Raw genomic sequence first — 13,123 nt, 5'->3', positions numbered from 1 at the left:
AATCGAATTCTTTGCACCTGAAATTACAAAAATTTCAGACCCTGAAACAACAACAGAAAATACAGAAACAACAACAGAAGCTCCTGAGACAACAAAGGCTCAGGAAGAAACAACTACAAAGTCAGCTGAAACAACAACTGCAAAAACAGCAACAACTACAACAGTAGCACCAACAACAGCTCCTGCTACAACAGTAGCACCAGCAAAAGTAACAGTTAAGAAAGTTGCTATTAAGAAAGCTACAAAGAAGAAATCAGCAAAGAAAGCTTCAATTGAACTTAAGAAGGTAAATGGAGCAGCAGGATATCAGGTTAAGGTATCAACAAGCAAGAAATTTGCTAAGAAGACAACAGTTACAGTTAATGCAAAGAGCGTAAAAGTAACAGTTAAGAAATTAAAAGCTAACAAGACATATTACGTAAAAGCAAGAGCTTACAAGAAAGTAAGTGGAAGCAAAGTATATGGTAAATGGAGTAAAGTAATAAAAATAGCGAACAAGTAATTTAATACAACCAAACTAATTTAGGAGAGTAGTTTTTACTACTCTCCTTTTTTTTGAACTATTTTTATTTGTGAAAAAAGTAAATAAAATGGCTTAAAATAGTCATAAAATGTTCAGTACTTGTGTATTTTGCACAATAAAATAACAAATATAAGAAAATTAAATACGTTGTGCAATGTGCACAATAAAAATGTTTTTTAAACTGTGATATTGTTGAAATGTGCACATAATTATGATAAAATTTAAAACAACATTGGGGCACATAATAAATGTGTAGCACATTATGAAGGGAGACAATAAAATGAAAATTAGGAAAGGAATTAAGTTAGCCTGCTCATATGGTCTTGTGGCAGCAATGGTTGTTACAAGCGCTACAGGCTATCAGGTAAAGAATGTTAGTGCGGCAGATCAATATGGAATTGCTTTATTGGATGGAGAAGTAGCTGTTCCTGAAGGATATACCTTACTTAATGAAGGATGGAATCCATTGGGAGAGAATTTAATCTACAAAGTTGGAGACAAGAATGATGTAGATGGTTCAGAATGGAATCTGTATTCAGGCAATTCATGGTCAGGAGTTTCAGCAGCAGCTAAAGATGGAGCTGATGGACAGAAAACAGTATCTGTATATGTTATAAATACTGTAGCCCAGGCTTGGGGACTACAGCTTGAAAAGGTTTTTGGTAATTTAGAAGGTGGAAAGTTCTATAAATATAATATTAAGTATACAGTTGATGGAACAGAAAATTCATGGGAAGAAACGACAATAGCTGATGAAAACGGACAGATTAAGGTTACTAAAGATCTTAGTGGCGTAGTTAAGGCGGGACAGACATTTACTGTAACAGATGTTACTGTTGAAGAGGCAACGGTTAGTGATGAAGTAAGATGGCTTACAACAGATAGAAACCTTGCATATCAGAAATCATCATCAGTAAGTAATTATAAAGAAGGTAACAATGATTCAACAACACTTACAGATGGTATTTGGGATAAGTGGAATGGTAATTATGTTGGTGTTAAAACACCGGGATATTTTGAAGTAGATTTAGGACAATCATATGCAGCTTCAAGTATTGATGAAGTAGTAGTATGGTTTAGAAATGGTCAGGCAGAATTATATCCGGCAAACGGATTCGATATTCAGTTCGGGGATACAACATTTAAGACGGTTGCATCTGTAACAGAATACCCGGCAGGAGCATCTACAGACCAGAAAGATGGCTCTCAGTACATGGTCGCTAAGGTACTTGACAAAGATAGCCTTAAGGGAAATGTTAGAAAAGTAAGAATAAATGTAAATCAGGCAGTTAACTGGGGAACACAGATTACAGAAATTGCTGTATTCTCAGAAAATCCACAGGGACCTGTAGAAATGGAAAAGGCATCTGCTCCTGCAGGAGTTACAGCAACATCTGATGCATACAATTCTATTACATATTCTGTTGAAGCAGCAGAAGGTCAGGTTGAAGCAGGATATAAATATATGGTATATGCAGGTGACAAGGTAATTGGTGATAATGTTGAAGCCGGAAAGTCATACACAGCAACAGGTGTTGATGCAGGTGAATATACAATTACAGCAAGAGCCGTATGTGATGATATGGATGTTTCAGATGTGATTGAAGCAACAGAAACAGTAAAAGTTACAGATATCTCTGAATTAGTTACAGGAGCAAATAATATTGCAAACACTAATAATAATCCTGAAGCTAAGATAATAGACATTTCATCATATTACAATGACGGATATACACTTGAAAATGCAGGCGTTGCAATTGATGGAAACATTGCAAGTGGTGAAGATAGTGGCGCTGCAATTAGAACAGCTGCAGGAGAAGAAGCAAGTGTTGTACTTGATTTAGGAGATGCGTATCTTCCATCACAGTTTGAAAAATTAATATTAGGATATTCTAATCCAAGAACATATGCAGCAGATACTAAGGTTGAACTTTCATTAGATGGTGAAAACTATACAACTGTAGCAGAAAATAATGGTTATTCATGTAAGAAAGACAATGCAGGAACAGCTGACTTAAATATTATTAATTTAGATAAATTAAGTGATTACACAGAAGCAGGAGTAAGATACGTTAAGATTTCTGTTTCAGGCGGTAGCAACGGATGGGGTTATGTAATTAATGAAATCGGTGTAGGCTTAAATGTAACAGTTGATGATGCTAAAGTTTATACAACAAAAACTCCAGTTGATGCACCTGTAATTGAAAGTAAGACATATACAGGTGAAACAGTTGTAGCAGATATTGAAGATACAGATGATTACACAGTAACAAAGAATGAAGGTGGAGTTGATGTAGGAACATATGATGTTGAACTTACATTAAAAGATGCTGACAATTATTACTGGAGTGATGATAACAAAGCTAAGGCAACAACAAAGACAGTTAAATTTGAAATTACTAAAGCAGACAGAACTGCACCTGAAGGAATTGAATCAGTTGCATCTACATTAGAAGAAAATGCTGATGGTAAGATTACAGGCGTTACAGATGAAATGGAATATAGAGCTGAAGGTGAAGAAGAATATACAGCAGTTACAGGAACAGAAATTGCAAATGTAAAAGCAGGAAAGTATTTTGTAAGATATGCTGACAGCAAGAATTACAATACATCTGAAGATGCAGAAGTAGAAGTTGGAACAGGTAGAAAGTTAAATGTTACATTAACAAATGGAACAGGATATACATTAACAACAGAAGATGAAGCAAGTGTTGTATACGGAACAGAGTATACAGTTAAGCTTGAATTAGCAGCAGGATATACAAAGGATAGTAAGCCGGTTGTTAAAGCTAATGGTGTAGAAGTAGTTGTAGCAGAAGATGGAACATACAAGATTGAAATCAAGGAAGATACAGAAATTACAGCAGAAGGTGTAATTGAAGATATTCCTGAAACAACAAAGGCTCCTGAAACAACAACAGCAGTACCAACAACAGCAGTACCAACACCAACAGCAACAACAGCAGCAACAACAGCAGCAGCTCCTTCAAGAGTTACAGTTAAGAAAGCAGCTATTAAGAAAGCTACAAAGAAGAAATCAGCAAAGAAAGCTTCAATTGAACTTAAGAAGGTAAATGGAGCAGCAGGATATCAGGTTAAGGTATCAACAAGCAAGAAATTTGCTAAGAAGACAACAGTTACAGTTAATGCAAAGAGCGTAAAAGTAACAGTTAAGAAATTAAAAGCTAACAAGACATATTACGTAAAAGCAAGAGCTTACAAGAAAGTAAGTGGAAGCAAAGTATATGGCAAGTGGAGCAAAGTAGTAAAAGTAAAAAATAATTAATTTCTAAATATTTCATAAATCTATAAAGCTATCGGCACAGTTTCTGTCGGTAGCTTTATTAATTGTATGGAATCATAAGGAAAAAATATGTTAAAATGAAGTCATTGAAAAAAGAAACTTGATAAAGTAGGAGGAGTTATGACTTTAACACAGTTAAGATATGCAATAACAGTTGCTAATTCAGACTCAATGAATGAAGCGGCTCGAAATCTGTTCATATCACAGCCGAGTCTTTCTGCGGCTATTAAAGAATTAGAAGAAGAAGTCGGAATAGAAGTATTCAGAAGAACTAATAGAGGAATATCAGTTACTCCTGAGGGAGAGGAATTTATTGGATACGCCAGACAGGTAGTTGAACAATACAATTTAATAGAAAATAAGTATATTGATAAAAAAGAATCAAAGAAAAAATTCAGTGTATCAATGCAACATTACACATTTGCAGTAAGTGCATTTGTGGAAATGGTAAAGCAGTTTGGTATGGATGAATACGAGTTTGAAGTTCATGAAACGAAAACTTATGATGTAATTGAAGATGTAAAAAATTTCAAAAGTGAAATCGGTATTTTATATATAAATGATTTTAATAAAAAAGTGTTAACTAAGCTTTTTAAGGAATCAGGTGTTGAATTTCATGAAATATTAAAGTGTCATATATATGCATATTTGTGGAAAAATCACCCATTGGCAAATAAAAAAGAGGTTACGCTTGAAGAACTTGAAGAATATCCATGCTTATCATTTGATCAGGGAAAAAATAATTCGTTTTATTTCGCAGAAGAAGTATTAAGTACTTATAGTTATAAAAGGCTTATTAAGGCGAATGACAGAGCAACATTTCTTAATCTTATGGTTGGGCTTAATGGATATACACTATGCTCAGGAATTATCTGTGAGGAATTAAATGGAGAAGAGTATTGTGCGGTAAAGTTAAAGTCAGATGAAATAATGACTATAGGCTATATCGTAAGAAAAGGAGTAACGGTAAGTCATTTGGGAAGGAAATATTTGGAAGAAATAAGTAAATTTAAAGATAAAGCATTAGAATAACATGATTAATTACAGCTTGCTATAGACAAAACCTATAACAAGCTGTATTTTTTTTCGATTAGCACAATTTCTACTAAGGTGTTATACTTTGAAAACATAAGGAATAAAACAATTGAAACAAAGAAAATTAAGTCACAATATATAATAACTTAATAAAGTTAAAAAAGTACATAGAAAGTGCTAATTTAATTATATTAATAAAACAAGTTGATTAGATACAGAAAAATATATATATGCTGATTAGATTGAAAATGGAAATGAGGTGAGGGCATGTCAGAAATATTAATTCAAAATGTAAGTAAAACATATTCTACAAAAGATGGAAATGTTCAAGCTTTGAAAAATGTAAATTTATCAATAGAGCAGGGAGATATATATGGAATCATTGGTATGTCCGGTGCAGGAAAAAGTACATTAGTAAGATGTATTAATTATTTGGAAGAACCAACAGAGGGAAAAATTTTTATTAAAGGAAAAGAACTTGGTAGTTTTTCTAAGAAAGAACTTAGAAAGCAAAGAGAAGATATCGGAATGATATTTCAACATTTTAATTTGCTTATGCAAAAGAGTGTTCTTGAAAATATATGCTTTCCACTTTATATACATGGGAAGAAAAAGACAGAGGCTAGAAAAAGAGCAAAAGAATTACTTGAAATTGTAGGACTTAGTGATAAGGCAAAAGCATATCCGGCTCAGCTTTCAGGAGGACAAAAACAGAGAGTTGCAATTGCAAGAGCATTGGCATCAAATCCTAAAATTCTTCTTTGTGATGAAGCAACAAGTGCTTTAGATCCGCAGACAACAGCATCAATACTCGATTTGCTTAAAGAGATAAATCAGAAATTTGGAATAACGATTGTAATTATTACACATCAGATGTCAGTAGTCAGAGAGATTTGTTCGCATGTAGCAATTATGAAGTCAGGGGAAGTTGTTGAGGATGGAAAAGTATCAGAAATATTTACACACCCTAAATCAGATGTAGCGAGAGAACTTATTAGCAGAGATTTGGGAAATGATATTGAAAATACAGGAAAGGTGGCAGCAAAAATCAGCAAAGGGAAGAATGTAAGAATTGTATTTTCAGAAAATTCATCATTTGAACCTGTAATTGCAAATATGATTTTACAATTTAATGAACCGGTAAATATTCTCAAAGCTAATACTAAAAATGTTGGTGGAGTTGCTAAAGGAGAAATGATATTAGGATTTCAGGAAGATAGCAATAATGTAGAAAAGATGAAAGAATATTTGATAGAAAGAGGTTTAGAGATAGAGGAGGTGGACAATTATGTGGAGTAGTGAAGTAAACAATATGATTTTGAATGGAATATTGGAAACGCTTTATATGACATTGTTGTCTACAGCCGTTGGATATTTATTTGGACTGCCGATGGGGGTGTTGTTAGCAGTATTTGACAAAGATGGGCTTAAACCAAATAGAGCTGCATATAAAGTGATAGACATAATAGCAAATATTGTAAGAAGTATTCCTTTTCTTATTTTGTTAATTTTAGTAATTCCATTAACAAAATTAATTGTGGGACAGAGTTATGGCTCGTCGGCAACAGTTGTACCGTTGGTAGTAGCAGCAATCCCATTTATAGCACGAATGGTTGAATCTTCATTAAAGGAAGTAGATTATGGAGTTATAGAAGCGGCAAGAGCTATGGGAGCAAATGATTTTACAATAGTTGTTAAGGTAATGATTTTAGAATCAAGGACATCCCTTATAACAGGAGCAACAATTGCAATAGGTACAATTCTTGGTTACTCAGCGATGGCAGGAACTGTCGGAGGCGGAGGCCTTGGTGATATTGCAATTCGATATGGATATTACAGATATGATTCAGCAATAATGATTGTAACAGTTATGTTATTAGTAGTTCTTGTGCAGGTGTTTCAGTCAGTAGGAATGGTAGTTGCATCAAGACTTGATAAAAGAAAATAGACAAAAATATAAAATAAAAAACTAATTAGTAAAAATAAATTAATAACTTAAACAATTTTGCAAAATTAATTAATATAAACAAATTTTAAATAACAAATAGTTAATAACTTTTAAGTTTGAGAATAGGAGGAAAAATATATGAGAAAGAAAATTTTAGCAGTAGTATTAACAGGAATTTTAGCAGTAGGAGCATTAACAGGATGCGGAGCAAAGAGTGATAGTAAAGATTCAGCAAAGGCAAGTGATGATAAAAAGATAACAGTTGCAGCTTCAGCAACACCTCACGCAGAGATTCTAGAAGAGGCAAAGTCTTTGCTTGAAAAGAAGGGTTACACATTAGAGGTAAAAGTATTTGATGATTATGTTCAGCCAAATAACGTAGTAGAAAGTGGAGAATTTGATGCAAACTATTTTCAGCATATTCCTTATTTAGAGCAGTTCAATGAAGAAAAAGGAACACATCTTGCAATTGCAGGAAAGATTCATTATGAACCATTTGGAATTTATCCGGGAACAAAAAAAGATTTAAAGGATATTGCTAAAGGTGACAAGATTGCAGTTCCTAATGACACAACAAATGAAGCAAGAGCGCTTTTATTATTACAGGATAATGGCATAATTAAATTAAAAGATGGAGCAGGCATAAAAGCTACAGTAAACAATATTGTTGAAAATCCGTATGATGTTGAAATTGTAGAATTAGAAGCAGCACAGGTACTAAGAGTTGTAGATGAAACAGCATTTGTAGTATTAAACGGAAATTATGCACTTGAGGCAAATTACACAGTAAGCAAAGATGCATTAGCTTATGAAAAATCAGACTCAGAAGCAGCTAAAACTTATGTAAATGTAATAGCCGTAAAAGAAGGAAATGAAGATAGCGAAAAGATTAAAGCATTGGTTGATGTTTTGAAATCAGATGAAATCAAGCAGTTTATTGAAGAAAAATATCAGGGCGCTGTTATTGCATACGATGGGGAATAATCATATAATATTAGAATGATATGGTGTCATATGAAGATATAATCAGAAATTTAGAGTTATACTTTTAATAAAATAAAGTAGGTAGAGGATTAGATATTGATTTGTTTAATAATTAAATCCTTTACCTATTTTTGTTTTGAAAAGAATGAAATGAAATCATAAAGAAGTAATTATAAAATGAATTACAGGAAGCCATGAAGCTCTACAGAATAGGAAAAAACAAGTTTTGTAGGGCAAATAAGTATAAAAATAACAAGTGAACCCACAAATTAATATATCTACAATATACAAACCAACATATGTCCATATATTAGTTTACAAATCACAATCTACAACCATAAAACCAACCATCCAACATCCAACCATCCAACATCCAACCATCCAAATCAAATTTCGTTGAATATTATAGCGATAAATGTTAGAATAAAAAATAATTATATGGAAGAAGAGAGGTATTAATAATGATTTCAAAAATCGCATGGAAAAAAGTTATGGCGGTAATTTGTTCAACTGCATTAGTTGGAACAGTAATGTGTGGATTTGGACATAAGGTTACATATGCAGAGAGAACTATATCTGAAGTTAATGGAGACCAGGGGACACTTCCTTGGGAGGCAGAATTTTATGAAGGTGAGACTGAAAACAATGGAGATGAAGGAACATTCCCATGGAATGATGAATTCACAACAACTGCACCTGAGACGACAACTGTAGATGCTACAACAAAAGGAAATGGCGATAATTGGGGAGAAGATATTTTTACAACATCTCATCAAGAGACGACAACAACAAAAGCACCGGAAACAACAACAAAAGCGCCTGAGACGACAACAAAAGCGCCTGAGACAACAACAAAAGCACCTGAGACGACAACAAAGGCACAGGAAACAACAACAAAAGCGCCAGAGACGACAACAACAAAAGCACCTGAAACAACAACAGTACCAGAGACGACAACAACAAAAGCGCCTGAAACAACAACAAAGGCATCGGAAACAACAACACAGAATGTAACAACAAATAATAACTCAAATGCACAGCCAACAAGTGTAGGTGGAACTTCTGCAATTTCTACATCAACAGCAACAGAGACTACAATTGGCGGAGCAACTGTGTATACAGTAAATAATCAGACAGTACCTGTAATCAAAAAAGCAATTAAGAAAAAATCAGCAAAAAAAGCAACAGTTAAACTTAAAAGAGTTGCAGGAGTAAATGGTTATCAGATAAAGGTTTCTTTAAACAAAAAATTTAAAAAGAAAACAACTGTTACAATAAACACAAAAAAGGCAAAGGCAGTTGTTAAAAAATTGAAAGCCGGTAAGAAGTATTTTGTTAAGGCAAGAACATATGTGATTGTAGATGGAAAGAAAGTATATGGAAAATGGAGTAAGGTAAAGAAAGTTAAGAATAAATAATCAGACTTTTAAGTGGTGAAAGACATGAGTAATATTAGTAAAAAAACATATGTATGGGTTTTATTGGCTATGGCAGTGATAATGGGAAGCGGATTGTTGTATTCTGCAAATGCAAGAGCCGGGGAAATAGTTAAAACAGAAAAGAATGGTGATGAAGGAACTTTCCCATGGCAGAATGAATTTACAACAACAGCACTTAATTATGAATCAGATACACAGAAAGAAACAGAAAAGACAACACAAAAAGTAACGACACAGCAAAAAGAAGAAACTAATGTAACAACAGTTGTTATATCTGATGAGAAATGTGTTAATGCAACTATTAAAAGAGCCAAAATTAAAAAAATAAAAAAGAAAGCATCAAATAAAATATCGATTAAGCTTAAAGTCTTAAAGGGTGTTAATGGATATCAGATAAAAATATCAACATCAAAGAAATTTAAGGCGAAAGCAACAAGAACTTTAAATATAAATAAAATTAATTTTACAATTAAAAACATAAAAAATAAAAAAATTTATTATGTAAAAGTTCGAGGATATAGAAAAGAAAATGGTGTAAATCTTTATGGAAAATGGTCCAAAATAAAGAAAGTAAAATAGAGAAACAAATAAAACAAAATAAAAAAATAAAAAGGTTCAATGAATTGTATAACTTACGAAAAGTTAGATTTTTAAGTCTGACTTTTGAGAGGCTAAATAAAATTTCAATGAACCTTTTTTATTTAAAAATGACAAACGATAAAAATGTTTTTATCTCGAGGATTATATTCTTTAAAAAGTAATAAATTTTGACCAGATTAATAGGGTTTTATGTAACGTTTTGATATGTAAATTAGCTAAAATGCTGAATTTTATATAAAATATTTTTTATAATTGTTGACTTATTTTTCAATCGTATAATTAAGGTGTAACGCTATATAAATTTATAATGTCAGGAGGAAATACTGATGAAGAAAATGTTAAAGGAATTTAAGGAATTTGCAGTACGTGGTAATATGCTGGATTTGGCAGTAGGTGTTATTATAGGTGGCGCATTTAACAGTTTAGTTAAATCACTTGTAGATAACATAATTATGCCGATACTAAGTCTTGTTGTAGGAAAAATTGATTTTAGCAATTGGTTTATAGCTTTAGATGGAAAGCATTATGGTACAATTGCTCAGGCTCAGAAGGCAGGAGCAGCCACGGTAAACTTTGGTGTGTTTATTTCAGGATTAATTAATTTTGTAATAATGGCATTTGTTGTATTTTTAATAGTTAAAGGAATGAATGCTCTTTATAAAACAAAAGAAGAACCAAAGGCACCAACTACAAAGAAATGTCCTTATTGTAAGAGTGAAATTGCAATTGAGGCTACAAGATGCCCACATTGCACAAGTGAATTAAAGGAAAATTAATTCGCAAAGGGAAGGTAAATTGAAGGTGAACAGGAGTAAAAAGGAGAAACAAATGAAACAAATGAAAAGAGCGATTGCAGCGATATTGATTATTTCAAGTGTTGTTGTGATGACAGGCTGTTCAATATTTGATAGCAGGATAAATGATATTAAAGGAAAATTATCGGGAAATTCTTATTCATGTTATTTCTATGATAATAATGGTGAAAAGTTTTTGACTGTAACAGGTCAGAAAATCGGACTAACAAGCAATGTTGTTGAAGAAGGACAGATAGATTCAAGTGACGGAAGTTACAGTACAAGCTATGGTTTATCATCAATAGTTACATTAAATGTTGATGGAAAACAAATGGAAAGCTGTGGAGACACAATTATATTTGAAGAAAAAGGATTGTCTCCTGATGCAGAATTTACATTATCGGATATAAATAGTAAATCAAATGGAAAAATTTCTGATAATGCAATTATTTCAAATGTAATTAATAAGTATAAGAATCAGTTTGGAAAATCGCAGGTGGTTGTTATTCAAAGTCAGTTGGGAGTTCCTATTTGTGCTTATAGTGGTGAAAAGGTTTATTGGGAAGTTAGAGAGGATTTGCCAAAGACGACTAAACTTATGGTTGATGGCAAAGCACTTTATATACATAGAGCAAATTTCCAGATTATCGACAGAGATTTAATACAGTAAATAGCAACGAGCCAACTCATAGATGCTGTGCATCTATTTCGTTTAGGCAGTGTCGTATTAGAAAACGAAAAGCAACATAGCAACGAGCCAACTCATAGATGCTGCGCATCTATTTCGTTTAGGCAGTCGCCATATTCTAAAACAAACCCCATCAGGTTTGTAAGCGGGCTTACACCTGAGGGGTTTTGTTTTAGAACGTGGCTCGTTGCTATAAAAAATGTAGCTTTTATAAAATAAAGATACTTTATTTTAAATGGTTTAGTGGTAAAATTAGAATGGTTTAGACGATTTACAAATGAAAAAGAAAGGATTATTTAATATGTTTAAAAAAGGAATTGCATTTATAACAGCTGTTGCTTTAGTTACATCAGGGATTGTATTTACACCTTCTAATGCAGATGCATCAGTTAATTCAAATCAGGGTTCAAATTCATGGAAATTAGTGTGGAGTGATGAATTTAATCAGACTGTTGGTCAGGCACCGGATACAAGTGTATGGAATTATGATATTGGACATGGTAGCAATGGATGGGGAAATAATGAATTACAGCGCTATACGGATAGCACGAATAACGTTTACATTGCAGATTTATCTTCTGATTCGGGTTCGAGTGACGGAAGAGCACTTGCAATAAAGGCACAGAAAGAGGGAAGTGAATATACATCAGGTCGTATTCAGACTCAGAATAAACAATATTGTAAATTTGGAAGAATAGAAACAAAGCTTCGTGTTGAAAATGGAAGCCAGAGTGGTGTATGGCCCGCATTCTGGATGTTAGGTCAAAATTATAATGCGAGTGGTAATAATTGGAATGGCGCATATGGTGCATCACCATGGCCGTCATGCGGTGAAATTGATATTATGGAACATAGAAATGCAGAAACGCAGGTAATTGGTACACTACATTGGAATCCAAGTACAACTAATTATGAACATGTTTATGCGGGTAGTGAGACAACAAAAAGTTTTGGAGCAATAGATACAATTGAAAATTGGCATACATATGCAATTGAATGGTATGAGGATTGTATGAAATGGTATGTTGATGGTATTTGCTATCAGACAATGAATATTTCAAGTGAACAAATGGATGAGTTTCAGAGAGACCATTTTATTATTTTAAATTTGGCATTAGGAAGCAATAGTTCACCATTTACTTTGAATCAGACTGTAAGTGCAAATTTTACAAATGCTACAATGTATGTTGATTATGTAAGAGTTTTTCAGGGAAATGATGCTTCATTTTCAATTAAGAATAAAAAAGAAGGCATTGCTCAGCCTGAAACTACAACTAACAGATTTTCAAGTATGACTTCAATTAATAATGATGGCAATATGCATAATATAGGGCAGTGGAATTATTTGTTCGCAGGCGCTTGGACAGGCACATCAGGCTATTATAAGGGCGGAACAGATTTAAATGATTTGGAAGTTTATATTGGAAGCAATAACAATACAAGCGAAGAATGGGGAGCACAACTAAAGACAAATGCACTTAGCCTTAATGCAGGGAAAACATATAATTATTCCATTTCAATAGAGTCTGATAAGGCAGGTGCAGAAGTTCTGCTTAAAAATGATACGGATGGAATTGAATTACAAAGAAAGACTTTAACAAATGGCAAAAACATATTTGCAGGAACTATAACATCAGAAAAAGGAAACGCAGAGCTTATATTTGCACTTGGAAAAGTAGCTGCAGGGACGACTTTAAAAGTAACAGATTTTACTATTTCAGATAGCTCGGGAGAAATAACAACAAAAGTACCGGGTACAACAAAGGTTTCTGAAACGACAACAAAAATTGCAGAAACAACAACTGCTA

General features: G+C 33.0%; 10 protein-coding genes and 1 pseudogene. All 11 read left to right on the top strand.

Annotation, left to right across the window (positions count from 1 at the left end):
- Positions 1 to 502: pseudogene (locus tag ABMA45_RS02260) on the top strand (hypothetical protein); the annotation flags it as partial.
- A 301-nt stretch (positions 503 to 803) separates the two neighbouring features.
- Complete coding sequence (locus tag ABMA45_RS02255) at positions 804 to 3,809, top strand: discoidin domain-containing protein (protein ID WP_022088258.1); 3,006 nt, start codon at positions 804 to 806, stop codon at positions 3,807 to 3,809.
- Between the two features lie 138 nt (positions 3,810 to 3,947).
- Positions 3,948 to 4,859, top strand: a complete 912-nt coding sequence (locus tag ABMA45_RS02250; RefSeq protein ID WP_022088257.1) for a LysR family transcriptional regulator — start codon at positions 3,948 to 3,950, stop codon at positions 4,857 to 4,859.
- Positions 4,860 to 5,129: 270 nt separating this feature from the next.
- Positions 5,130 to 6,161, top strand: coding sequence for a methionine ABC transporter ATP-binding protein (locus tag ABMA45_RS02245; RefSeq protein WP_022088256.1), 1,032 nt, complete (start codon positions 5,130 to 5,132; stop codon positions 6,159 to 6,161).
- Positions 6,151 to 6,810 (top strand): methionine ABC transporter permease, encoded by a 660-nt coding sequence (locus ABMA45_RS02240; RefSeq protein WP_022088255.1) that lies wholly within the window; start codon positions 6,151 to 6,153, stop codon positions 6,808 to 6,810. The genes ABMA45_RS02245 and ABMA45_RS02240 overlap by 11 nt, the downstream gene beginning before the upstream one ends.
- A gap of 138 nt (positions 6,811 to 6,948) precedes the next feature.
- Complete coding sequence (locus ABMA45_RS02235) at positions 6,949 to 7,794, top strand: MetQ/NlpA family ABC transporter substrate-binding protein (RefSeq protein WP_022088254.1); 846 nt, start codon at positions 6,949 to 6,951, stop codon at positions 7,792 to 7,794.
- Positions 7,795 to 8,255: 461 nt separating this feature from the next.
- Positions 8,256 to 9,212: a hypothetical protein gene (locus tag ABMA45_RS02230; RefSeq protein ID WP_022088253.1), complete on the top strand. Its 957-nt coding sequence runs from the start codon at positions 8,256 to 8,258 to the stop codon at positions 9,210 to 9,212.
- A 24-nt stretch (positions 9,213 to 9,236) separates the two neighbouring features.
- Entirely contained in the window at positions 9,237 to 9,812 is a 576-nt protein-coding gene (locus ABMA45_RS02225; protein ID WP_022088252.1) for a hypothetical protein, read from the top strand.
- A gap of 356 nt (positions 9,813 to 10,168) precedes the next feature.
- Positions 10,169 to 10,609 carry a large conductance mechanosensitive channel protein MscL gene (gene mscL / locus ABMA45_RS02220; protein ID WP_348029900.1) on the top strand — a complete coding sequence of 147 codons (441 nt, stop codon included), beginning with the start codon at positions 10,169 to 10,171 and terminating at the stop codon, positions 10,607 to 10,609.
- 52 nt (positions 10,610 to 10,661) lie between these two features.
- Positions 10,662 to 11,297: a DUF5052 family protein gene (locus ABMA45_RS02215; protein WP_022088250.1), complete on the top strand. Its 636-nt coding sequence runs from the start codon at positions 10,662 to 10,664 to the stop codon at positions 11,295 to 11,297.
- A 295-nt stretch (positions 11,298 to 11,592) separates the two neighbouring features.
- Positions 11,593 to 13,123: glycoside hydrolase family 16 protein (locus ABMA45_RS02210; RefSeq protein WP_348029899.1), on the top strand; the 1,531-nt coding region annotated here is incomplete at its 3' end.

It is taken from the genome of Eubacterium sp. CAG:156, assembly GCF_000434315.1.
Lineage (GTDB): Bacteria > Bacillota > Clostridia > Lachnospirales > Lachnospiraceae > Eubacterium_U > Eubacterium_U album.
This window is presented reverse-complemented; position numbering and strand designations above follow the sequence as displayed.

Excerpts from the sequence above, each read along its gene's own strand:
- ABMA45_RS02255 (WP_022088258.1), top strand. The coding sequence starts at position 804 with ATGAAAATTAGGAAAGGAATTAAGTTAGCCTGCTCATATGGTCTTGTG.
- ABMA45_RS02250 (WP_022088257.1), top strand. The coding sequence starts at position 3,948 with ATGACTTTAACACAGTTAAGATATGCAATAACAGTTGCTAATTCAGAC.
- ABMA45_RS02245 (WP_022088256.1), top strand. The coding sequence starts at position 5,130 with ATGTCAGAAATATTAATTCAAAATGTAAGTAAAACATATTCTACAAAA.
- ABMA45_RS02240 (WP_022088255.1), top strand. The coding sequence starts at position 6,151 with ATGTGGAGTAGTGAAGTAAACAATATGATTTTGAATGGAATATTGGAA.
- ABMA45_RS02235 (WP_022088254.1), top strand. The coding sequence starts at position 6,949 with ATGAGAAAGAAAATTTTAGCAGTAGTATTAACAGGAATTTTAGCAGTA.
- ABMA45_RS02230 (WP_022088253.1), top strand. The coding sequence starts at position 8,256 with ATGATTTCAAAAATCGCATGGAAAAAAGTTATGGCGGTAATTTGTTCA.
- ABMA45_RS02225 (WP_022088252.1), top strand. The coding sequence starts at position 9,237 with ATGAGTAATATTAGTAAAAAAACATATGTATGGGTTTTATTGGCTATG.
- mscL (WP_348029900.1), top strand. The coding sequence starts at position 10,169 with ATGTTAAAGGAATTTAAGGAATTTGCAGTACGTGGTAATATGCTGGAT.
- ABMA45_RS02215 (WP_022088250.1), top strand. The coding sequence starts at position 10,662 with ATGAAACAAATGAAAAGAGCGATTGCAGCGATATTGATTATTTCAAGT.